This window comes from Kitasatospora sp. NPDC048239 (genome assembly GCF_043202015.1).
GTDB lineage: Bacteria > Actinomycetota > Actinomycetes > Streptomycetales > Streptomycetaceae > Kitasatospora.
Genome location: NZ_JBICZP010000017.1, coordinates 40,143 through 62,881 on the forward strand (window position 1 = coordinate 40,143; position 22,739 = coordinate 62,881).

Annotated in this window: 18 protein-coding genes; 7 read left to right on the forward strand and 11 right to left on the reverse strand. The window is 74.1% G+C overall.

The features are described 5' to 3' along the window. Positions 1-79 precede the first annotated feature (79 nt). From ACGFZP_RS32940 to ACGFZP_RS32980, 9 genes are all read right to left on the reverse strand, one after another. Entirely contained in the window at positions 80-1,648 is a 1,569-nt protein-coding gene (locus ACGFZP_RS32940) for an amino acid adenylation domain-containing protein (RefSeq protein ID WP_392939956.1), read from the reverse strand. After that, positions 1,645-2,724 carry an HAD-IIIC family phosphatase gene (locus ACGFZP_RS32945; protein ID WP_392939958.1) on the reverse strand — a complete coding sequence of 360 codons (1,080 nt, stop codon included), beginning with the start codon at positions 2,722-2,724 and terminating at the stop codon, positions 1,645-1,647. The genes ACGFZP_RS32940 and ACGFZP_RS32945 overlap by 4 nt, the downstream gene beginning before the upstream one ends. Beyond that, positions 2,712-3,692 carry a 3-oxoacyl-ACP synthase gene (locus tag ACGFZP_RS32950; protein WP_392939960.1) on the reverse strand — a complete coding sequence of 327 codons (981 nt, stop codon included), beginning with the start codon at positions 3,690-3,692 and terminating at the stop codon, positions 2,712-2,714. Before ACGFZP_RS32950 ends, ACGFZP_RS32945 begins: the two co-directional genes overlap by 13 nt. Continuing rightward, a complete protein-coding gene (locus ACGFZP_RS32955) occupies positions 3,689-4,798 on the reverse strand; it encodes an acyl-CoA dehydrogenase family protein (RefSeq protein WP_392939962.1) in 1,110 nt (369 codons plus the stop codon). The genes ACGFZP_RS32950 and ACGFZP_RS32955 overlap by 4 nt, the downstream gene beginning before the upstream one ends. Next, a complete protein-coding gene (locus ACGFZP_RS32960; protein ID WP_392939964.1) occupies positions 4,795-5,052 on the reverse strand; it encodes an acyl carrier protein in 258 nt (85 codons plus the stop codon). Before ACGFZP_RS32960 ends, ACGFZP_RS32955 begins: the two co-directional genes overlap by 4 nt. A 23-nt stretch (positions 5,053-5,075) precedes the next feature. Then, the gene (locus ACGFZP_RS32965) at positions 5,076-5,939 is read right to left on the reverse strand and encodes a 3-hydroxyacyl-CoA dehydrogenase family protein (RefSeq protein WP_392939966.1); all 864 of its coding nucleotides are present in this window, start codon (positions 5,937-5,939) and stop codon (positions 5,076-5,078) included. Beyond that, positions 5,936-9,472, reverse strand: a complete 3,537-nt coding sequence (locus tag ACGFZP_RS32970; RefSeq protein WP_392939968.1) for a thioester reductase domain-containing protein — start codon at positions 9,470-9,472, stop codon at positions 5,936-5,938. Before ACGFZP_RS32970 ends, ACGFZP_RS32965 begins: the two co-directional genes overlap by 4 nt. Next, the gene (locus ACGFZP_RS32975) at positions 9,469-9,810 is read right to left on the reverse strand and encodes an acyl carrier protein (protein ID WP_392939970.1); all 342 of its coding nucleotides are present in this window, start codon (positions 9,808-9,810) and stop codon (positions 9,469-9,471) included. The genes ACGFZP_RS32970 and ACGFZP_RS32975 overlap by 4 nt, the downstream gene beginning before the upstream one ends. Positions 9,811-9,929: 119 nt before the next feature. Beyond that, on the reverse strand, positions 9,930-11,735 hold the full coding sequence (locus ACGFZP_RS32980) for an amino acid adenylation domain-containing protein (RefSeq protein WP_392939972.1): 1,806 nt from the start codon (positions 11,733-11,735) through the stop codon (positions 9,930-9,932). A 211-nt stretch (positions 11,736-11,946) separates the two neighbouring features. Between ACGFZP_RS32980 and ACGFZP_RS32985 the strand changes: the two genes are divergently transcribed. Then, the gene (locus tag ACGFZP_RS32985; protein WP_392939973.1) at positions 11,947-12,591 is read left to right on the forward strand and encodes a 4'-phosphopantetheinyl transferase family protein; all 645 of its coding nucleotides are present in this window, start codon (positions 11,947-11,949) and stop codon (positions 12,589-12,591) included. A gap of 189 nt (positions 12,592-12,780) precedes the next feature. Here ACGFZP_RS32985 and ACGFZP_RS32990 read toward each other — a convergent pair whose 3' ends face one another. Together ACGFZP_RS32990 and ACGFZP_RS32995 are read right to left on the reverse strand one after the other, a co-directional pair. Beyond that, entirely contained in the window at positions 12,781-14,520 is a 1,740-nt protein-coding gene (locus ACGFZP_RS32990; RefSeq protein WP_392939974.1) for a flavin monoamine oxidase family protein, read from the reverse strand. A 279-nt stretch (positions 14,521-14,799) separates the two neighbouring features. Beyond that, positions 14,800-15,495 (reverse strand): TetR/AcrR family transcriptional regulator, encoded by a 696-nt coding sequence (locus ACGFZP_RS32995; RefSeq protein WP_392939975.1) that lies wholly within the window; start codon positions 15,493-15,495, stop codon positions 14,800-14,802. Between the two features lie 127 nt (positions 15,496-15,622). Between ACGFZP_RS32995 and ACGFZP_RS33000 the strand changes: the two genes are divergently transcribed. The 6 genes from ACGFZP_RS33000 to ACGFZP_RS33025 are packed head-to-tail and all read left to right on the forward strand — an operon-like array spanning position 15,623 to position 22,732. Next, positions 15,623-17,320, forward strand: a complete 1,698-nt coding sequence (locus ACGFZP_RS33000) for an amidohydrolase (RefSeq protein ID WP_392939976.1) — start codon at positions 15,623-15,625, stop codon at positions 17,318-17,320. Positions 17,321-17,348: 28 nt separating this feature from the next. Next, on the forward strand, positions 17,349-18,977 hold the full coding sequence (locus ACGFZP_RS33005; protein WP_392939977.1) for an ABC transporter substrate-binding protein: 1,629 nt from the start codon (positions 17,349-17,351) through the stop codon (positions 18,975-18,977). Continuing rightward, entirely contained in the window at positions 18,974-19,948 is a 975-nt protein-coding gene (locus ACGFZP_RS33010) for an ABC transporter permease (protein WP_392939979.1), read from the forward strand. The genes ACGFZP_RS33005 and ACGFZP_RS33010 overlap by 4 nt, the downstream gene beginning before the upstream one ends. Further along, positions 19,945-20,805 carry an ABC transporter permease gene (locus ACGFZP_RS33015; protein ID WP_392939981.1) on the forward strand — a complete coding sequence of 287 codons (861 nt, stop codon included), beginning with the start codon at positions 19,945-19,947 and terminating at the stop codon, positions 20,803-20,805. The genes ACGFZP_RS33010 and ACGFZP_RS33015 overlap by 4 nt, the downstream gene beginning before the upstream one ends. Further along, complete coding sequence (locus tag ACGFZP_RS33020; protein WP_392939983.1) at positions 20,805-21,860, forward strand: ABC transporter ATP-binding protein; 1,056 nt, start codon at positions 20,805-20,807, stop codon at positions 21,858-21,860. Before ACGFZP_RS33015 ends, ACGFZP_RS33020 begins: the two co-directional genes overlap by 1 nt. Continuing rightward, entirely contained in the window at positions 21,857-22,732 is an 876-nt protein-coding gene (locus ACGFZP_RS33025) for an ATP-binding cassette domain-containing protein (RefSeq protein WP_392939985.1), read from the forward strand. The genes ACGFZP_RS33020 and ACGFZP_RS33025 overlap by 4 nt, the downstream gene beginning before the upstream one ends. Positions 22,733-22,739: the final 7 nt, after the last annotated feature.

A 22,739-nucleotide genomic window follows, 5' to 3' on the forward strand; every position in this document is an offset into this window, starting at 1 on the left:
CGGGTCGAGCCGTCTCAGCCCTGGGGCCTGTCTTCAAGCCCCCGGCGTCGCCCCGCAGGCGGGGGTTCGAAGACAGGCCCTAGGTGGTGAGGTCGCGCAGCGCGCCGCGGTCGGTCTTGCCGTTCGGGTTCAGCGGCAGGGCGTCGAGCCGGTGGAAGCGCCGCGGCACCATGTGCATGGGCAGCCGTTTGCGCAGCCACCGCACCAGCTCGCGCGGCTCCTGCTCGGCGCCGGTGTAGTAGCCGACCAGCTCGATCTGCCGGCCCGCGCCGGAGTCCTCGCCCGGCCGTACCGGCACCACGACCGCCTGGAGCACCTCGGGGTGGCGGCACAGGACCGCCTCGATCTCCCCGAGTTCGACCCGGTAGCCGCGGATCTTCAGCTGGTTGTCCAGCCGGCCGAGGTGCACCAGGCCGGCCGGCTCGAAGCGCACCCGGTCGCCGGTGCGGTAGTAGTGCGCCTCGGTCAGCGGGCCGGTGCCGTCGTACCCGGTGGTGCGGCCCTGCTCGTGGGAGAGGAAGCGGCCGGCGTTGTCGGCCTGGTCCAGGTAGCCGTCGAAGCGCTGTGCGCCGCGGACGCACAGCTCGCCCTCGTCGCCCGGCCGGCCCTGCTCGTCCAGCAGCAGGTACTCCAGGAACCCGTATAGCGGGCCGATCGGCACCGAGTCGTTGGAGGTGTCGGGCCAGTCGGCGGGGTCGGCCGGCAGCCGGTGGGAGGTGCAGGCGACGGCGAGTTCGGTCGGCCCGTAGACGTTCTCGATCACGGTGTCCGGCGCCGCCTGCTTCCAGCGCAGGGCCTGCCGGTAGGAGAGCGGCTCACCGATGAAGACGCTGTAGCGCAGCCCCTCGACGGCGCCGGCCGGCAGGTTGCCCAGCTCCGCGCTGACCGACACCACGGACGGCACCGAGAACCAGTGCGTGATCCGGTTGGCGACCAGGTAGTCCACCGGCGTCAGCAGGTCGGTCGGGCCGGGGACGACCAGGGTCGCGCCGCCGCCCCAGGTGACGAACAGGTCGAACACCGAGGGGTCGAAGGTGAGGTCGAAGGTGTGCGACGTCCGGCAGCCCGGACCGACCCGGTAGCGGTCCACGTTGTACGCCACGTAGGGCGAGGCGTTCCGGTGCCGCACCGGCACCCCCTTGGGGGTACCGGTGGAGCCCGAGGTGAACAGGATGTAGGCGACGTCCTCCGGGCGGCCCCGGTACGGCGGCAACTCGTCGGTCTTGGTGTCGAGTTCACTGTCGAACAGGTTCAGCAGCGGGACCGGCAGCCCGGTCGGCCAGGGCCGGCCGCCGAGGCCGGTCTCGTCGGCCAGCACCAGGTCCACCTGGGCCAGTTCACAGACCCGCTGGTTGCGGACCTGCGGGAACGACGGGTTGAGCGGGACGACGGCCGCGCCGAGCCGCAGCACCGCCAGGTAGCCGGCGAAGGCCACCAGGCTGCGGTTGGCCAGCAGGGCCACCCGGCGCGGCGGGCCGTCGCACTCCCGCAGGATCCGCCCGGCCAGCGCCTCGGCGTACCCGTGAAGCTCCCCGTAGGACACGTCCACGCCGCCGAGGTGCACCGCGACCGCGTCGGGGGTGCGCTGCGCGGACCGCTCGAACCACTCGTACAGCGTGCGCCCGCGCTCCGCCGGCAGTGCCGTCACGACGCCTCCCGTCCGGCCCGGGACAGCTGCGGGGCGTGCAGCCGCATGGTGGTCGGCTCCGGTTGCGCCGCCGGCTCGATGTGCAGCCGCTGGACGCCCTCGGCGTCCGGTTCCGGCAGTGCGGCCAGGCAGTCGCAGGCCACGTCCTCGAAGCCGGCGAAGCGGTACGCCACCTCCATGATCCGGTTGCGGTCGGTGCGCCGGAAGTCCGCCGCCAGGTGGACCGAGGCGGCCGCGGCCTGGTCGGTCAACCAGCGCAGCAGCACCGCCCCGGCGCCGAACGACACCACCCGGCACGAGGTGGCCAGCAGCTTCAGCCGCCACACCCCCGGGTGCTTCTCCAGCAGCACGATGCCCACCGCTCCGTGCTCGCCGAAGCGGTCCGCCATGGTGACCACCAGCACCTCGTGCCCCGGGTCGGCCAGCAGCGCGGCCAGCGCGTCCTGTCCGTAGTGCACCCCGGTGGCGTTCATCTGGCTGGTGCGCAGGGTGAGTTCCTCCACCCGGGCGAGCTGCTCCCCGGTGGCCCGCACGATCGTCATCTCGATCGCGAGCGAGCGCAGGAACTCCTCGTCGGGCCCGGTGTACTCTCCGCGGGCCGCCTCCCGGCGGGCGTTCTCCTGGTACATCGGCCGGCGCCGGGCCGAGTCCGCGGTCACCTGCGCGGGCGTGAACTCCGCCAGCCCCGTGAGCTCCAGGGCCTGTTCGGCCTCGTAGCAGCGCACCTGCGGCAGGTGGAAGGCCACCTCGGCGCGCTCGGCCGGCTGGTCGTCGATGAAGGCGATGGTGGAGACGGCGAAGTTCAGCTCCTCGGCGATCCGCCGGATCGAGTCCGACTTCGGCCCCCAGCCGATCTGCGGCACCACCAGGTACTCGGCGAGGCCGAGCTTCTCCAACTGCGCCCAGGCCAGGTCGTGGTCGTTCTTGCTGGCGACGGACTGCAGGATGCCCCGGGCGTCCAGCTCAAGGACGACGGCGCGCAGCTCCTCGGCGAACCGCACCTCGCCGTCCTCCAGCAGGGTGCCCTGCCAGAGCGTGTTGTCCAGGTCCCAGACCAGGCACTTCACACCTCCCACAGGGTCACCGCCCAGGCCGCCACCGGACTGTTGTTCAGGACGAGCACCAGATCCCCCTCGGTCAGCTCACGGCGCGCCAGCAGCGCCTGAAGGTTGAGCACCACATCCATCGCACCCAGGTGTCCGTACGCCGCCAGGTGCTCCCCGCAGACCGGGTGGACGGGCAGGCCGAGCAGCGTCTCGTAGAACCGGTAGGCGCTCGCCGCGACGTTCTGCATCAGCGTGGCGGCGATCCGCTCCTTGCCGATCCCGGCGTCCGCCAGGACCTGCTCGACCAGCGAGGCGAGCCGGTTGCGGCTGTGCAGCGCCAGCTCGAAGCGGTACCGGTCCGGGGACGTGCAGACCTCGCGCCACTCGTACCAGGGCACGCTGCGGTAGTCGATCTCGAACAGGTCGTGGAAGGTGCCGTCGGTGGCCTGCCGGTGGGCCCGCAGCCTCGGCCGGCCGCCGCGCACCATCGTCATCGCGTAGGCGCCGTCGCCGATCACGGTGACCGGGTAGCGCACCCGGTCCAGCGCCGCGGGGCGGCTGGCGTGCGCGATCAGCACGCTCTCCCGGGCCGGGTCGGCGACCAGGAGGTCCCGGGCGAGCGCCCAGGCCGAGCTGGAGCCGGTGCAGCCCAGACCGTCCAGGGTGAAGGCGAAGGCGCCCTCCAGCTTGGCCTCGGCCTGCACCCGGGCCGCGTCCGAGCTCAGCAGCACCTCCGGCGCGCGCGGGGCCACCAGGACGAAGGTGTCCGGCACCGCGCCGGACCCCTCGGCGAGCAGCTCGCGGCAGGCGCGGGCCGCGAGCTCCGCGGCGCTCGTCTCGATCACTCCGACGGTGCGCACCCCGCTGCCGGCCGCGAACTCGGCCTGGTCGTGGTCCAGCGCCGCGGACTCCGGCAGCTCGCCGACCGGCACCAGGGTCTCGGGCAGGACGCAGTGCACCGCGCCGATGCCGATGCCGTCGTCCTGGGCCTGCGTCATGACCACACCGCTTCCGCGTGCTTGGCGAGCAGCAGCTGACAGATCTCGTCGCTGCCCTCGATGATCTGCATGAGTTTCGCGTCGCGGTACGCCCGCGCCACCACGGAGCCGTCCCGGGCCCCGGCCGAGCCCAGTACCTGGACGGCGGTGGCGGCGCCGGCCGCGGCGCCGCCCGCGGCGAGGTGCTTGGCCAGCACCGTCGCGTTGACCAGCTCGGGCGAGCCCTCGTCCCACAGCCGCGAGGCGTGCTCGCAGTACCGGGCGGCGGCCTGCTCCGCCACCACCAGTTCGGCCAGGTGCCGGGCCACCAGCTGGTGTTCGGCGATCGGGCGGCCGAACTGCCGGCGGCCGCGGGCGTGCCGGGTGGCGGCGGTGAGGCAGGCGCGGAGGATCCCGACGCAGCCCCAGGCCACCGACAGCCGCCCGAACGAGAGCGCCGGGGTGACCAGGAAGTCCACCGGCAGGCCGGCCCCGCCCAGCAGGTTGGCGGCGTCCACCCGGACGCCGTCCAGGGCCACCTCGCAGTGCCCGGCGGCGCGGCAGCCCATCGGCTCGGGCACCGGGCGGATCCGCACGCCCGGTGCGTCGGCGGGCACCAGGACCGCGGCCGCGCCGTCGCCGTGGCGCCCGAACACCAGCACCAGGTCGGCGTAGGCGGCGGCGGTGATCCAGGTCTTGCCGCCGTCCACCACCACGCCGTCACCGTCCGGGCGGATGGTGGTGGTCATCGCCGACAGGTCGCTGCCGGCTCCGGGCTCGCTGAAGGCGACCGCGCACAGCGAGCCGCCGGCCAGCCTGGGCAGCCAGGTCGCGCGCTGTTCGGCGCTGCCCATCCGCTGGACCGTCCACGCCGCCATGCCGTGCGAGGTCAGCAGCGAGCGCAGCGAGGAGCAGTGGGTGCCGACGTGCGCGGTGAACTCGCCGTTCACGGCGCTGCTGAAGCCCTGGCCGCCGTACTCGGGCGGGATCTGCGCGGCGAGCAGCCCGGCGACGGCCAGCTCCTTGACCACCTCGGCCGGGATCCGCCCGGCGCGGTCCCAGTCGTCGGCCTGGTCGCCCACCAGCCGGGTGACCAGGGCGCGGGCGTCGTCCGACTCCGCTCTCACCGGTCCCCGCCCTTGAGTCGGCGCACCAGGGCCGCCATCGCGTCCACGGTACGGAAGTTGTCGAGCTTGAGGTCCGGGCCGTCCACGGTGACGGCGAAGGTCTGCTCCAGGTGGACGAGCAGCTCCATCGCGAACAGGGAGGAGACCAGGCCGGTGGCGAACAGGTCGGCGTCCGCGGCGAGTTCGGTCTTGGTGCGGTCCTGGACGAAGGCGGTGATGGCGCCCTCGACGCTCCGATCGGCTTCGACAGTCATGGGTATCGACCTTTCCTGGCTGGCTAGTTGGCTGCGTAGGAGTGGAAGCCCTGGCCGTTCTTGCGGCCCCAGTGGCCGTCGGCGACCTTCTTCAGCAGCAGGTCGCAGGGCTGGTAGCCGGCGTCGCCGGTGCGCTCGGCGAGGACCCGCAGGGAGTCCGCGACGTTGTCCAGGCCGATCAGGTCGCCGGTCGCCAGCGGGCCGGTGGTGTGGCCGAGGCAGCCGGTGAACAGCGCGTCGACCTGCTCGGGGGTGGCGATGCCGTCCTCGACGATCCGGGCCGCCTCGTTGATCATGCGCTGGAGGATCCGGTTGATCACGAAGCCCGGGCCGTCGCCGACCACCACGCCGTCGCGGTCCAGCGCCGCCAGCAGGTCCAGGGTGGCGGCGACCGCCGCGTCCCCGCTGCGCGGGCCGCGGATCACCTCGACGGTGCGGATCATGTACGGCGGGTTCATGAAGTGGATGCCGACCAGGTCCTGCGGCCGCTCCAGCGCGGCCGCCTGCTCGTCGATCGGCACCGCGGAGGTGTTGGACACCAGCAGCGTGCCCGGGGCCACCACGGCGGCCGCCGCGCGCAGCACCTCGCTCTTCAGGTCGGCGAGTTCGGTGACCGCCTCGATGACCACGGTGGCCTCGGCGATCGCCGCGAGCTCGGTGGTGGCGGTCAGCTCGCCGGGGGTGCGGTCGCGCGCCAGCCGGCCGGTCAGCTGCGCCAGCCGCAGCTGGGCGCGGACCTTGCCGGGCGCCTGCGCCACCACGTCCGGGTCCACGTCCACCAGGGTGACCGGCAGCCCGTGGCCGACGGCCAGCGTGGCGATCCCGGTGCCCATCACGCCGGCGCCCAGCACCGCGATCCGCGGGCCCGTGCTCTTCGCTTCCGTCATGGCGTCTCGTCCTCCTCGTCTCGTGCGGCCTGGTCCCGTGCGTCCTGGTCCCGTGCGTCCTGGTCCCGTGCGTCCTGGTCCGGTACGGCGGCCCCGGTCCGTCCTGCCGGCTCCGGTGCCGCCGCGGACAGGCCGGCCAGCAGCGACCCGAGGTCGGGGTTGCGCTCGGCGAGGAAGGCCAGCGCGCGGCGCAGCTGCTCGCCGCTGACGGCCGGGGTCAGCCGGTGCCGGCGCAGCCAGGGCGTCCAGTTGCGGGCGGCGATGCCGTCCACCGGGTACTCGTGGCCCTCCAGTTCCAGCAGGGCTGTGGCGGCCAGCGCGGAGCTTCCGGTGCGCCGGGCCTCGTCGGCGACCAGCTGCTGCCACTGCGGGTAGGGCAGCGGCCTGGTCGGCACGCCCGCCTCGGCGAGCTGCTCGAACAGCCCGCGCAGGCTCACCGAGCGGTCGTCCACCAGGTGGTAGGCGCGGCCCACCGAGTTCTGCGCCAGGCCGAGTTCGACCACCGCGCGGGCCACCAGGTCCACCGGGGCCACCGGGTGCAGCCGGTCGTCGGTCGGGTGTGCGCCGACCGCGAGTCCGCTGGCCAGGGTCAGCCAGATCAGGTCCTTGTCGTTGCAGGCCCCGGACTCGGCGGCGGCCATGATCAGGCCGGGCCGGAACACCCGGACCCGCATGCCGTCGGCGTCCGCGCGCTCCAGCAGCCGCTCGCAGACCCACTTGCCGATGCCGTAGGCGTCGAGCTCCGGATCCAGCGGCTGGTCCCTGGTCTCCAGGACCCGGCCGCCGTCGAGCGGGGCGGTGGCCACCAGCGAGGAGACGAAGCTGAAGTCTCGGATGGCGTGTCCGCGCATCCAGTTGAGCAGTTCCACCGTCGGCAGCACGTTGTCCTGGCGCAGCACCTTGTAGGGCTCGGTGAACACCACCTTGGCGGCGCAGTGGAACACCTGGCGCACCCGGGTGGCCAACTCGCCGTCCCGGTAGGCGGCCAGGGCCTCGCCGACGCGGCGCAGGTCGCCCGGGACGACCCGCACCCGCTCGGGGTCCGGCGCGGGCAGCCCGAGCCGGGCGGCGGCCTCGGCCAGTCGGCGCCCACCGGCCTCCTCGTCCGCGGCCCGCACCAGGCAGTAGACCGTGCCCTCGGTGACCCGCAGCAGCTCGTGCAGCAGGAAGGCGCCCAGGTAGCCGGTGGCACCGGTCAGCAGGGTGTCGCGCCCGGCGGCCTGGCCGGCGGCCAGCGGCACCAGCGGGAGCTGGAGGTCCGCGTCGACGAACGCGCTGTCCTCGGCGTCCAGCGGGCCGTCGTCGACCTGCTCGCCGCCGGCCGCCCGGAGCCCGCGGATGATCGCCGCGGTCTTCCGGACGGTCGCCTGACTGCCGCCCGCGCGCTGGAAGTTGACCAGGACGCCGTGCTCGCGCTCGATGTCCAGGACGAGTTGCACGGAGAGCAGCGAGGTGCCGCCGAGGGCGGCGAACTCCTGGTCGGGGCCGACCTGTTCGACGCCGAAGGTGCGCGACCAGAGGTCGGCGAGCTGCTGCTCCAGCTCGTCCCCGGCCGGGCCGGCCGACTGGCCCGCCTGGCCCGCCTGGGCCGGAGCGGGCTGGGCGGGGGCGAGGGCGTCCTGGGCGAGGCGGTCGAGCGCCCAGTAGCGCTTGCGGGTGAACGGGTAGGTCGGCAGCGGCACCCGGCGTCCGGCGCCCCGGGAGTGCGCCTCCCAGTCGACCGTGACCCCGGCGAGCCAGGCGGCGGTCAGCGCCTCCTCCAGCTGCTCCTCCAGCTCCGCCGCCTGGTCGACGGCGTGCCGCTGCGGCCCGGGTCGGCCGCCGGCGGGCAGCAGGGTGAAGAGGTCGGGCGAGTCGCCCTCGGCCGGTTCGACCGGTGTCGTGGTGTGGCCGGGCAGCGCGGCCAGCAGCCGCCGCACCAGCTCGGCGGGCGCGCCGCCCTGCGGCGGGAGCACCACGAGGGCCTGCCGGGGCTCGGACTTCGCGGTGCGGGTCTGCGGCGGCCGGGGCAGCCGCAGCGCGGCGCTCAGCGCCTGCGGCGGCGCGGTCACCACGCGGCGCTCGGCGAAGGCCTGGCGGCCGGTGCGCAGGGTGTACTCGACGTCGGGGACGGCCGTCCCGCCGCGCTCCAGGGCGTCGGCCAGCCGGCGTGACTGCTCGTCCAGCTCGGCCCGGGTGCGGGCGGAGAGCACCAGCCGGGCCACCGGCCGGGCGGGCGCCACGGGCCTGGTCGGCTCGGGCGGCGGGGCGAGCACGGCCGCCGCGTTGGTGCCGCCGACGCCGAGCGAGTTCACCAGGACGTGGCGGTCCTGGTCCGGGCAGCTCTGCGGGCTGGTGGTGACGAAGAACGGGCTGTCGGCCAGTACCTCGGGGTCGCGGGGGCGGTCGAACAGCGGGTGCGGCGGTATCGCGCCGGTCCGCGCGACGTGCACCGCCTTGATGAAGCTGGCGATGCCGGCGGCCGCGCCGGTGTGCCCGATGTTGGTGATCACCGACCCGAGCCCGCAGTACCCGCTCTTGCCGGTGGTCCGCCGGAACGCCTTGGTGAGCGCCAGCAGCTCGATGTTGTCGCCGACCGGGGTGGCGGTGCCGTGCGCGGCGACGTAGCGGATCAGCTCGGCCGGCACGTCGGCCACCTGCAGCGCGGTCGCCACCACGTCGGCGATGCCGGTCGGGCTCGGGGCGACGTAGCCCATCCGGTCGCGCCCGTCGTTGCCGACGGCGCTGCCGCGCAGGACGGCGAGCACCGGGTCGCCGTCGGCCAGTGCGTCGGCCAGCCGGCGCAGCACCACCACGCCGATGCCGGAGCTGTAGGCCGTGCCGGTGGAGTCGGCGGAGAAGGAGCGGCAGAAGCCGTCCTGGGAGACGCCCTCGTCCGGCCGGTGCAGATAGCCCCGGAAGGGGTCGACGACGGTGGCGCCGCCGGCCAGCGCGATGTCGCACTCGCCGGAGAGCAGGCTGAGCGTCGCGTAGTGCACGGCGTACAGCGAGGAGGAGCAGCCGGTCTGCAGGCTCAGCGCCGGGCCGCGGGCGCCGAACTTGTACGCGGTGCGCGAGGTGAGGAAGTCGGGCTGCCCGCCCACCGTGAGGTCGAGGTCCTCGACGGCCGAGCGCAGGCCGTGCCGGTTGGCGTGGGCGTGGAACAGCGCGGCCGAGTAGCCGCCGGCCGCGCTGCCCGCGAAGACGCTGAGCACCAGGTCGCCGTCGGGCGGGTGTCCGGCGGACTCCAGGGCCTCCCAGGCGGCCTCCAGGAAGATCCGCTGCTGCGGGTCCATCAGCTCGGCGTCGCGCGGGGAGTAGCCGAAGAACTCGGCGGCGAACTGGTCCACGCCCGGGAGCGAGGTCGCCGTGCCGACGAAGTTGGGCGCCCGCATCTGCTCGGCGGTGAATCCGGCGGCCGTCAGCTCGGCCTCGGCGAGCGGGCGCATCGCCACCCGCCCGCTGTCGATGTTCTGCCAGAACTGCTGGGGCGTCCAGGCGTCGGGATAGCGGCACCCGACGCCGACGACCGCGATGTCCGTGTCGCTCGTCATGATGCGCGCTTCACCCGGCCGAGCAGGTTCGCGCGCTGTTCGGCGCCGGTCGAGGCCTGCGCCCGGGTGGCGGTTCCGGCCAGCAGCCTGGCCTGGCCGCGCACCGTGCTGTGCTCGAAGAGGTCCGACACCTTGAGCTGCAGCTCGGTCAGCCCGTGCAGTTCCTCCCAGAGCATGATCAGCAGCAGCGAACTACCGCCTGCCTCAAGGAAGTTGGTGTCCAGCGGGACCTCTGCGGGGTCGTCCAGGTCGAGCACCTCGGCCCACGCCTTGCGCACCTGGTCGGTCAGCTCGGATTCACCGACCGTTGACAGGCCGGTGGAAACGCCGTTATCCACGAATTCTCCTTGTGCGGGGCAGGGCTGTACCGCCCTGCCGTTGATTCAGGGAAGGGGACTGGCGGAGATCTTCTTACGGTCCGACGGTTTGAAATCGGCTACCGGTGGCTTGAAACCGGCTACCGGCGGTTTTCGGCCGGGAATTCCCGTGCCGCTCCGCCCTTTTCCGTCCGGAGGTTTTCCACCCTGGTGGCCAGCTCGCCCATCGTGGCGGCCAGCAGGATTTCGGCCGGCCGCACCCGGACGCCGAACACCCGGGAAATGCGGGACGCCAGCTGGGTGGCGCCGAGGGAGTTGCCGCCCGCGTCCAGGAAGTTGTCGCCGGCGTGCGCCGCACGACCGCCGAGCACCTGCCGGCAGAGTTCCAGCAGCTCGCTCTCCAGGGGGCCGGCCGGGCCGGCGTCGACCGGCGCGGCCACCACCGCCGAGGCCAGGGCGGCGCGGTCCACCTTGCCCGTGGCGCCGAACGGGATGCGCGCCAGGACCTGCCAGCGCGGCGGCAGCATGTACGAGGGCAGCCGGCCCGCGAGCCGGGTGGCGAGCTCCCCCGGCAGGGCGGCGGCGTCGGTACCGGGCGCCGGGAGGACGTAGCCGGCCAGCACGGCCGACGGCCCCTCGCCCTCCTTCTCCACGAAGGCCGCGTCCACCAGGCCGGTCGCCGTGGCGGCCAGCTCGATCTCCGGGAGCTCGATCCGGAACCCGCGCAGCTTGACCTGGCGGTCGCGCCGGCCCAGCACCTCCAGGGCGCCGGACGGCAGCTGCCGGGCGAGGTCCCCGGTGCGGTACAGGCCGGGCCCGCCGTCCGGGTCGGCGACGAACCGCTCCGCGGTGAGCTCGGGGCGGCCCACGTAGCCGAGCGCGACCCCGGCCCCGCCGACGCACAGCTCGCCGACCTCGCCGGCCGCCACCGGACGCAGCCCCTCGTCCAGGACGTACAGCTCGGTCTCCTGCAGCGGGTAGCCGACCGGCACCCGCTCCAGCCCGGCGACGCTCTCCCCGGTGCAGTCGAAGTAGGCGGCGAAGGTGGTGGTCTCGGTGGGGCCGTAGCCGTTGACCAGGCGGCCGGGCGGCCCGGCGGCGAGCACCCGCCGCACGGCCGGCAGCTCCAGCTGCTCGCCGCCGACCACCACGGTCGCGAGCGAGGAGCAGGCGTCCGGCACCTCGCGGGCGAGGGCGTGGAAGAGCGAGGTGGTCAGGAACATCGCGGTGATCCGCTCGCGGCGCACCAGCGCCACCCATTCGTCCATGGCCAACTCGGCGACGGACGGCAACAGCACCACCTCGCCGCCGTTCACCAGGGTGTTCCAGACCTCGAAGGTGGTGGCGTCGAAGGCCGGGCTGGAGAGCTGGGCCACCCGGTCGCCGGGTTCCACGGTGCAGAACCTCGCCGCCACCGCGAGCCGCAGCACGGCCCGGTGCGGCACCAGGACGCCCTTGGGGCGGCCGGTCGAACCCGAGGTGAACAGGGCGTAGGCGGGGTCGTCACCGCCGGCGTCGGGGAGGAGCACCTTGCCGGCGGGCGGCGGCTGCTCGGCGGCCAGCACGTCGAGGTGGGGTGCGACGGCGGCGAGCACGCTGTCCGGGCGGCCGTCCGAGACCGCCACCTTCACCCGGACGTCGTCGAGGATCTCCGCCACCCGCCCGGCCGGCGCCCGGGTGTCCAGCGGGAGGTAGGCCGCGCCCGCCCGGAGGATGCCGAGCATCGCCACCACCAGATCGGTCGACCTGGCGGAATCCACCACCACCAGATCACCCGGGGCCACGCCCCGCCGCACCAGGGCGGCGGCCAGCCGGCCGGACCGGGACCACAGTTCCCGGTAACTCAGACTCTTCCCAAGGAGGGGGTCGGTCACCGCCGGAGCGTGTCGGCGTAAGTCCACCGACCGTCTGACAACATCCGCCACTCCAAGACCCCTACGTAACACCAGACCCCCCGGGCCTTTGAGAATTCGGTTTCATCGCGTGTCACGGATCGATGTCATCTTGCTGGCCGTTCACCCTCTGCGTCAAGGATTGATCGAGAGTCGCTGGAGCCGCCATCGGAACGCGATCTTCCATATTCCATTCACTGTAAGAGGGGAATTCATGAAGGTTCAGACCACTGGAAATCACACATCGGACCGTGCACGAACCCTGGTGCTGACCAGCAGGTCGGCGGCCGTACTGGCCCGGGTGCGCGACCCCCTGGCCGCCCTCACCCCGGCGGAGCGCCGGCGGGCCGCCGCCATCCCGGACCGGGACGACCGGGACACCTTCACGGCGGCGCACCTGCTCGCCCGGATCGCCGCCGCCGAGGTGCTCGGCGCCGCTCCCGAGGATGTGACGATCCGTCAAGAATGTGAGTACTGCCCGGCGGAGCACGGGCGGCCGAGCGTCCCGCTGGCGCCGGACCTCGCCGTCGGCTGGTCCCACACCCGGGGCGGGTGGGTGGCGGCGGCGGCCGGCGCGGGCCCGCTCGGCGTCGACGTCGAGACCACCCCGACCCGGCACTCCACCGCGCTGGCCCGCCGGGCGCTCGCCCCCGCCGAGTACCGCTGGATGCGCGAGGCGCCCGATCCCGGTACGGCGTTCCTCGACCTCTGGGTCCGCAAGGAGGCCCTGATCAAGGTCGGCCGGCTCAGCCTGGGCACCCTCGCCCGTGCCGATCTGATCGGCAATGGCCTTGAACCGATGGAGAGTTGGAGTGGATTCCGACTGGTACCGGTCCGCCGGGGGCCGCTCGTCGGGGCCTGCGCCCTGCCCGGCCCGGCGGCCGACCGGCTCACCGTCCGCCATCTGTGAGCGGGGCGGCGGGCGCACCTCGGCGGGCGGGGCGGCGGGCGGCGGGCGGCGGGCGGCGGGCGGCGGGCGGCGCCGGAAACGACACGGCCCTCCCACGAACTCCGGGGCCACCGGCACCCGGCGGCATTTCGCCCGCGCGCACCGCATCCCGTCCCGCCGGCCTCCCGGGTGCCGGCGGGACGGGACGGGTCAGATCTGCGCGGTGATCTCGGCGGCCGCCCGGGCCCCGGAGGCCAGTGCGGCGTTGAGGGTCGCGTTGTCCACGTCGGTGTGCTCGCCCGCGAAGTGGATCCGGCCCTCCTGGACCGCCTCGTAGCCGGCGAAGGAGGTGTACTGGCCGGTCCGGTAGTAGTGGTAGGCGCCCAGGTGCCACGGGTCGAGCGACCAGTGGTCCTCGTAGGCCCGGCCGTTGTAGGCGGCCGTGGTGCCGGGGTGGAGGTGCTCGATCTGGGCGAGGAAGGCGTTCACGTCGGCGGCCGGGGCCGGGCCGTGCGCCGCACCGGTGAGCCGGTCGCGGGCGCCGTCGCCCCCGGGGAAGTTGACCAGCAGGGCCGGTCCGCCCGTCGGGCCCAGCTGGACCGAGCCGTCCCAGGCGGTCTGGTAGCCGAGCGGTCCGGTGTTGGAGATGCCGTTGTACCCGAGGGCGGGCCAGGTCTTCCGGGAGAGCTGGGTGACCAACTTGCCGTTCTGACCCATCCCCTGCTGCCGGATCGCGGTCAGCTTCAGGGCGGACAGGTTGGCCCGCGAGAGGTCGACGTTGCGCAGTGTGCTGAACGGCAGCGCCAGCACCACGTGGTCGGCGCGGACGGTGACGGTGCTGCCGCACTGGTCGAAGGTGCAGGTGTAGCCGCCGTCTGTGTTCTGCGCCAGGGCGACCAGCTGGTGGCCCTGGCGGACCGTCCCGGCGGGCAGCTGTCCGACCATGCCGCTGACCAACTGGTCGTTGCCGCCCACCAGGTGGTACTTCTCGTCGAAGCCCTCGGCGCCGCCGAAGACGCTGGAGGACCCGAGGAAGCCGATCATGCCCAGCGCCGAGGACTGCCCGGGCTCGCCGCCCGACTGCAGCTGGATGGACTGGATCAGCTGACCGAGCCGGGAGTCCGCCGGGAGGCCGATCTCGTCGAGGTAGTCCAGGCAGGACAGCTGGTCCAGCCGGTACGCCTCGGCCGTGTGGTGGTCGTGGCGCGGGGTGCCGATGGCCCGGTAGGAGGCGCTGAAGGCGTCGAACGCCCCGGCGATCCAGTCGTCCTGCTGCTGCTCGCCGTTGTACAGCGTGCCGTTGATCCAGGCCGCGTAGTCGCCGGAGTCGAGCGCGCCGCCGTTCGCGTACTCGCGCTGCAGGCCGAGGCTGTCGGCCAGGGCGAGGACGGCGTGGTCGGTCGAGCTGATGAAGGATCCGCCGTGTTCGGAGACCTGGCCGCCGGCGAAGTAGCCGCGCAGGGACCAGCAGCGGCCGCCGAGGTGGGTGGTGTCCGCCTCGTAGACGGTCGAGGCGACCGGCTTGGCCCGGTTCCACAGCCGGTGGGCGCAGCGTAGCCCGGCGAGGCCGGCCCCGATGACCACCACCCGGGGTGCGGTGGCCGCGGCGGCCCGGGCGGGGGCGAGCAGCCCGGTGGACAGGCCGGCGGCGGCGACGGCGCCTGCGGTGCCGAGGATCCGGCGGCGGCTGAGGTGGCGTTCGGCGCGTTCGGCCCGCTCGCCGGCCACCTCGGCGACGGGCATCCGGCGGCGGCGTGCCTCGCCGAGGGCGGAGAAGGCCGCGCGCAGCGGATCGGGCAGGCCCGCCCGGTCCCCGCCGGCGGACGGGGAGCCGGACGGGGGACGGGAACCGGACGGGGAGCCGGAACCGGACGGGGAGCCGGAGCCTGACGGGGAGCCGGAACCGGACGGGGAGCGGGTCGAGCGCGGGGCAGCGGGTTCACGGTGCATGTGGTGCCTCTTCTCGGGGGGACGGCTTCCCTGCGGCACTGTGGGGGGCCGGCAGGTGGCGACGGATCGGAGAGGCTCGCGCGGCGGCATGGCGCCCGACGCGTGGTTCGAGTTGCTGGGGAGTGAAGCGCCCGCGCATCACTGTTGTCAACAGTGTTGCGCAAACCCGCCCCGATCCCCGCCCGCCGACCCCGGCCACCCCGGATCACCCAGGGCCGCCCGGCCCCCGCCGCCGGATCTCCCCGCGCTCACCCGACGGTCACCGCGGGACCGACCCCGTCACGCCCCGCGGACGACCGCGACCCGCTGCTCGATCGCGGTGATCAGCGCCTCGACCCGGGCGTGGAAGATCTGGTCGTGCGTCACCTCGGCCAGCTGGGGCCCCAGCCGGGTGATGTTCGGGAACCCCTGGGCGTCGACCGCCCGGTACTCGCGGCTCCACGAGGACTCGTCGGCGGCCCGGACCTCCGGGTCGAAGAGCAGGTAGGCGGCCCGCTGCCCGACGTAGGCCAGCAGCGAGTCTCCGACCATCCGGTAGTGCACGGCCGCCTCGGCGCCGTCCAGCCCCGCCTCCATGACGGCCCCGAGGATCAGCTCGACGACCCGGAACTCGTTGGCCCGCCGGGTGGTCCGGCTGGCCATCGCCGAGCTGACCGCCGGGTACTTGAGGGCGACCGCCAGCGAGCCGTCGGCCAGCGCCCGCAGCCGCCCCTTCCAGTCCAGGCCGTCGGGGATGCTCTCCAGCACCTCGCCCAGGGTCCGGTCGGCGACGGAGAGCAGCAGCTCGTCCTTGTCGCGGAAGTGCCGGTAGACCGCGGTCGGATCGGCGCCCAGCTCCTCGCCGAGGCGGCGGACGGTGAAGGCGTCGGCGCTGCCCCTGGCGGCGATCCGCAGGCTCGCCTCGATGATCGCCTCGGGCGTCAGCTGGGCGCCGACGCGCTTGGTCCGGGCGGGAGTTGCGTGGTTCTTCTGCATGGTGCCCCCAGTGTATCGATGTGTGCGCGATGTGGCGCAACACTGTTGACAACAGTGTTGCGCTGCCGTTCACTCCTCCACAACAACACGCCGAGCGGGCCCGCCCGCCGAGGGGGAGGTTCCATTGATGGCACAGGCCGAAGCGGCGAACGACGGGCAGCGGGCCGACACCGTCTTCGTGGGGGGCAAGGTCTTCACCGCGACCGCGGCGGAGCCGATCGAGGCCGCGGTGGCCGTCCGGGACGGCCGGATCACCGCGGTCGCCGACGAGGCGACGGTACGGCTGCTGGTGGGCCGCGACACCGAGGTGGTCGACCTCGCGGGCGGCCTGCTCGTCCCCGGTTTCCAGGACGCCCACGTGCACCCGGCGGTGGCCGGCGTCCAGATGCTGCGCTGCGACCTGTCCGCGCAGCGCACCGTGGCGGGCTACCTGGAGGCGGTCGCCGGCTACGCCGCGGCCCACCCCGAAGCCCGCTGGATCTGCGGCGGCGGCTGGTCGATGGACGTCTTCCCCGGGGGCGTCCCCACCCGCGCGATGCTCGACGCCGTGGTGCCGGACCGGCCCGTGCTGCTCACCAACCGCGACGGCCACGGCGCCTGGGTCAACTCGGCGGCGCTGCGGCTGGCCGGCGTCGACCGCGACACCCCCGACCCGGCGGACGGCCGGATCGAACGGGAGGCCGACGGCAGCCCGGCCGGCACCCTGCAGGAAGGGGCGATGGACCTGGTCGCCGCGCACGTCCCCGTCGCGACGGCGGACGAGGCGCACGCCGGCCTGCTCGTCGCCCAGCAGCACCTGTTCTCGCTCGGGGTGACGAGCTGGCAGGACGCCATGATCGGCGCCTTCCCCGGCAACCCCGACAACTACCAGGTCTACCTGCGCGCCGCCCGGGAGGGCGCACTGCGGGCCCGGGTGGTGGGCGCGCTCTGGTGGGACCGCGAACGCGGCCTGGAGCAGCTGCCCGAGCTGGAGGAGCGGCGCCGCGGCGGGCAGCTCGGCCGGTTCCGCGCCACCACCGTGAAGATCATGCAGGACGGCATCGCGGAGAACTTCACCGCCAGCATGCTGGAGCCCTACCTGGACCGCTGCGGCTGCCCGACCGGGAACTCCGGACTCACCTTCGTCGGCCCGGAGGTGCTCACCGAGGCGGTCCGCGCCCTGGACAAGGCCGGCTTCCAGGTGCACTTCCACGCACTCGGCGACCGCGCCGTCCGCGAGGCGCTCGACGCGCTGGCCGCGGCCCGGGAGGCCAACGGCCCGGGCGACAACCGCCACCACCTGGCCCACCTCCAGGTGGTCCACCCCGACGACGTCGCCCGCTTCGCCGAGCTGGGGGCCGCCGCCAACATCCAGGCGCTGTGGGCCGCGCACGAGCCGCAGATGGACGAGCTGACGATCCCCTTCCTCGGCCCCGAGCGCTCGGCCCGGCAGTACCCGTTCGGGGACCTCCAGCGGGCCGGCACCCGGCTGGTGGCCGGCAGCGACTGGTCGGTGAGCAGCCCCAACCCGCTCTGGGGCATCCACGTCGCGGTCAACCGGGCCGTCCCGGTGGACGCCCCCAACGCCTCGGCCGACCACCGGCCGCGCGAGCCGTTCTACCCCGAACAGGCCCTGACGCTCGCCCAGGCCCTCACCGCGTACACCGCCGGCAGCGCCTGGGTGAACCACCTCGACGACGTCACCGGGACGGTCGAGGCCGGCAAGTTCGCGGACCTCGTCGTGCTGGACCGCGACCCCTTCGAGCACCCGGCCGAGGAGATCGGCCGCACCCGGGTGCTGCGCACCTACATCGACGGCCGCGCCGTCTTCACCGCCACCTCCTGACCCCGCCCACTCCCCCACGGAGGACCCCATGAGATCCGGCCCCCGCGCCCTGCTGGCCGCCGCCACCGCGGCCGCCGCCCTCGCCACCAGCGCCTGCAGCGGCACCGCCCACCAGGGCGGCGACACCGCCGCCGGCTACCGGCTGACGGACACCACGCCCGCCGCCTCGGGCGGGATCGACTCCTTCACCTGGTCGCTCTTCGCCGAGCCGACCTCGATCGACTACGCCTACTCCTTCGACTTCCCGCCGAACCAGATCCTCTCCAACGTCTGCGAGAGCCTGCTGCGGTGGAACCCGGACCTCACCACCTCGCCCAACCTGGCCAGCTCGTTCACCAACCCGACGCCCACCAGCTGGGTCTACCGGATCCGCCCCGGGGTGCACTTCCACGACGGTACGGAGCTCACCGCCGACGACGTCGTCGCCTCGCTGCGCCGCAACCTGGACCCGGCCGTGGCCGGCGTCTGGGCCAACCCGTACCGCAACGTGCAGTCGATCGAGAAGACCGGCGCACTGGAGGTCACCGTCACCCTGAAGACCCCGGACTCCACCTTCAACAAGTACCTTGCGGCCGGCCCCGGCACCATCGAGTCGGCGGCCACCCTGGCCAAGGCCGGCAAGGACTACGGCAACCCCTCGACCGGGGTGAACTGCACCGGGCCGTTCGCGTTCTCCTCCTGGACGTCCGGCCAGTCGCTGGTGCTCAAGCGCTTCGACGACTACTGGAACCCCGGGCTGAAGGCCAAGTCCGGCGAGGTCAGGTTCGTCTTCCTGTCCGACCCGACCACCCGGGTCAACGCGTTCCGCAGCGGCGAGGTCGACGGCGGCTGGATGGTCCCGCCCACCGCCTACGGGCAGTTGAGGTCCACCCCCGGAGGCGCGCTCTACTTCGGCCAGAACACCACCGTCGCCACCGAGGTGGTCAACAACCTCAAGGGCCCGCTCGGCGACGCCCGGGTGCGCCGGGCCCTGCTGATGGCCATCGACCGCAAGGGCATCGTCAAGGCCGGCGCCAACGGGGTCGGCGAGGTCGCCGACTCCCTGGTGACGGCCAACAACTGGAACGGCGCCCCGGGCGCCGCCGACCTGCTCAAGGACCTGCCCGCCTACCCGTACGACACCGCCAAGGCGAAGGCGCTCGCCGCCGAGGCCGGGGTGGCCGGCCAGAAGGTGGTGATCGCGACCAGCCCGCTGGACTCCCAGACCACCATCATCACCCAGGCCGTCGCCCAGGCCGCCACCGCCATCGGGCTCAAGCCGGAGATCGACACCATCGCCGCGGACAAGTACACCGCGCTCTTCACCGACCCGGCCGCCCGCCAGGGCATCGACCTCTTCCTGACCTTCTGGTACACCTCGATCACCGACCCGCTGGACATGTTCGGCTCGCTGCGGACGGGGGCGTTCAGCAACTACGGCGGCTGGTCCGACCCGCAGTTCGACGCGGCCGTCGACCAGGCCGTCGGCGTCTACGACCCGGCCAAGCACACCGCAGCCACCGGGACCGCCCAGAAGATCGCCATGACGCAGCTGCCCTGGCTGCCGCTGTACACCGAGCCGGTCAGCGTCTTCCTCGGCAAGCGGATCACCGGTGTCCAGCCGTCCATCGCCTACCTCTACTACCCGTGGGCCGCCGAGATCGGCGCCAAGGGATGACGCCCGCCGCCGCCCTGCGGGCGGCCCGATCGGCGCTGCGCAGACTGCTGGGCATGGCGGTGACCCTGCTGGTCACCTCGTTCCTGGTGTTCACCTCGCTCTACCTGGCACCGGGCGATCCGGCCGCCTTCCTGGTCCGCGGGCGCAGCCCGGGCCCGCAGGAACTCGCCACGCTCCGCGCGCAGTACGGCTTCGACGACCCGTTCCCGGTGCGCTACTGGCACTGGCTGGAGGGCGTGCTGCAGGGCGACTTCGGCCGCTCCCACCTGTTCCACCAGAGCGTCGGCGAGGTACTGGCCTCCCGGCTCCCGGCCACCCTGCTGCTGGTCGGGGTGGCGACCCTGCTGATCGCCGTGGTGGGCGTCGGCGCCGGCATCGTCGGTGCGCTGCGGCGCGGCACCCGTACCGGCTCCGCCGTGCTGCTGCTGGTGACGGTCGGCGCCGCGGTGCCCTCCTTCGTCGCGGCGATCGTGCTGCGCTCGGTCCTCGGGGTGAACCTCGGCTGGTTCCCCACCATCGGCAACGGCACCGGCCTGGTGGACCGGCTGCACCACGTGCTGCTGCCCGCGATCGCCCTGTCGGTGACGTTCATGGCGCTGGTCACCCGGGTGACCCGCTCGGCGATGCTCGACGAGCTGCGGCGCGAGCACGTCGAGGTCGCGCTGAGCCGCGGGCTGCCCCGGCGGACGGTCATCCGGCGGCACGTGCTGCGCAACGCCCTCGGCCCGATCGCCACCGTCGGCGGGCTGCTGGTCTCGGGGATGCTGGTCAGCACCGCGATCGTGGAGACCGCGTTCGGCATGTCCGGGGTCGGCTCGCTGCTGGTCCAGTGCGTGGACCAGCTGGACTTCCAGGTCGTCCAGGCGATCGTGCTGCTGGTGGTCGCCGCCTTCGTCGTCGTCAACACCGTGGTGGACCTGGTCCAGCCGCTGATCGACCCGCGCGTGCGCGCGGCGGGAGGAGCCCGATGAGCAGCCCGACAACCCTGTTGAGCAGCCCGCTGCGCACCCTGCGGCGGCTCGGCGGCGGCCCGCTGACCAGGGCGGGCGCGCTGGTGCTCGGCCTGTTCGTCCTCGCGGCGCTGTTCGCGCCCTGGCTCGCCCCGCAGGACCCGGCCTTCGGCGAGCTCGGCAACGGCTTCGCCGGCCCGGGCCCCGAGCACTGGCTCGGGACGGACGGCGGCGGGCACGACACCTTCTCGGCGCTCGTCGAGGGGACCCGCACCAGTCTGGCCGGACCGCTCGCCGTGGTGTCGTTCGCCGCCCTCGCGGGCATCCCGGTGGGCCTGTTCGCCGCCTGGCGCGGCGGCTGGGTCGACGCCCTGATCGGCCGGGTGCTGGACATCCTGTTCGCCTTCCCCGCCCTGCTGCTGGCGATCCTCGCCGTCGCCCTGTTCGGCAAGGGGCTGACCGCGCCCGTCCTCGCCATGGCCGTCGCCTACCTGCCGTACACCGCCCGGCTGGTGCGCAGCCTCACCGCGCAGGAGAAGGTGCGGCCGTACATCGCCGCCTACCGGGTCCAGGGCCACTCGGCCGTGTTCGTCGCGGTGCGCCGGCTGCTGCCGGGCATCATGCCGACCGTCCTCGCCCAGTCGACGGTCAATTTCGGCTACGCCCTGCTGGACCTCGCCGCCCTGTCCTTCCTCGGGCTCGGCGTGCAGCCGCCCACCCCCGACTGGGGCGCCATGATCAACCAGGGGCAGGCTGCCGTGCTGCAGGGGCAGCCGCTGTCCGCGATCGTCCCGGCCGTCGCGGTCGTGCTGGTCGTCGTCGCCTTCAACGTCGTCGGGGAGCACCTCGGCGACCGGCTCGCGGGGAGGGAATCCTGATGCCGCTGCTCGAGTACGAGGGCCTGCACGTCGCCCTGCCGGGGATGGCCCGGCCGATCCTGGACGGCGTCAGCCTGGGCGTCGCCGCCGGGGAGGCCGTCGCCCTGGTCGGCGAGTCGGGATCCGGCAAGTCGGTGACCGCCCGCGCCGCGCTCGGCCTGTTCCCGCCCGGCGCACGGGTCGGCGGCCTGGTCCGGGTGGACGGGGTCGAGCTGGTCGGCGCGGACCAGGCGAGCCTGCGCGAGGTGCGCACCGCCAAGGCCTCGATGATCTTCCAGGACCCCCGGGCCGGCATCAACCCGGTGCGCCGGGTCGGCGACTTCCTCACCGAGCAGCTGCGGCTGGTCCGCGGCCGCTCGAAGGCCGAGGCCCGGGCCCGCGCCCTCGAACTGCTGGCGGCCGTCGGCCTGCCCGACCCGCCCCGGCACCTGCGCCAGTACCCGCACCAGATGTCCGGCGGCATGCTGCAACGCGTCATGATCGCCGGGGCGCTCACCGCCGAGCCGCGCCTGCTGCTCTGCGACGAGCCCACCACCGCGCTGGACGTCACCACCCAGGCCGAGATCATGGCCATCCTGCGCCGGCTCCAGCGCGACATCGGCCTCGGCCTGCTCCTGATCACCCACGACCTGGACCTCGCGGCGGCCACCTGCGACCGGATCTACGTGATGTACGCCGGGCGGATCGTCGAGTCCGGCGCCGCCGCCGACCTGCTGGCCGCGCCCCGACACCCCTACACCGCGGGCCTGTTGGGCTCCTCGCCGCCGCTGGAGGGGCCGCTCGGCCGGCTCGTGCCGATCCCCGGCGCCCCGCTGGGCCTGGCGCAGAGCGCCCCCGGCTGCGCCTTCGCCGACCGCTGCCGGTTCGCCCGGCCCGGGCTCTGCGACCAGAGCGTGCCGGAGCCGGCCGCGGTGGGAGCCACGGTGGTCGCCTGCCACCGGGCGGAGGAGCTCGCGGCCTCGCCCGAACCCGCCTGGCCGGCCCCGGCCCCGGCCCCGGCTCCTGCTCCTGCTCTGGCCTCCGCTTCGAACCCGGCTCCCGAGGAGGACCGTTGACCACCGACCCCGGCCTGCTGCTCCAGGTCAGCGGCCTGCGCAAGACCTACCCGACCGGCGGGGCGCCCCTCGTCGCGGTCGACGACCTCTCCTTCACCCTGCGCCCCGGCGGAGCCCTGGGCATCGTGGGCGAGTCCGGTTCGGGCAAGACCACCACCGCGCGGATGCTGGTCGGCCTGGAACGCCCCGACCGCGGCGAGATCCTGGTCCAGGGCACCCCGCTCGCCCCGCGGACCCGCGGCCGGGCCGCCCGGCTGGCCCGCGCCAAGGCCGTCCAGATCGTCTTCCAGGACCCGTACCTGTCGCTGGACGCCCGCCTCGGCATCGGCGACACCCTGGACGCGGTCCTGCGCCTGCACGGCTCCCCGGAGCGGGCGGGGCGGGCCGGCCGCTCCTACCGGGCGTCCCGGGTACGGGAGTTGCTGTCCCAGGTGGGCCTCGGCGAGCGGGAGGCCGCCGCGCCGCCGCGCCTGCTCTCCGGCGGACAGCGCCAACGCGCCGCCATCGCCCGGGCGCTGGCCGTCGAGCCGGCCGTCCTGGTACTGGACGAGGCGGTGTCGGCGCTGGACGTCTCGGTCCAGGCGCAGGTACTCAACCTGCTCGCCGACATCCGCCGGGACACCGGCATCGGGCTGGTCTTCGTCAGCCACGACCTGGCGGTCGTGCGCTACATCTGCGACGAGGCCCTGGTGATGTACCGCGGCCGGACGATGGAGCACCGGCCCGTCGACGAGCTGCTCACCGCGCCCCGGCACCCCTACACCCGGCTGCTGCTCTCCTCCGTCCCGCACCCCGGTTGGGACCCGGAGGCGATCGGCGCGCAGCGCCGCGACCTCGCGGCGGCGGGCGGGCAAACAGGACGGAGCGGGTAGGGCCGGG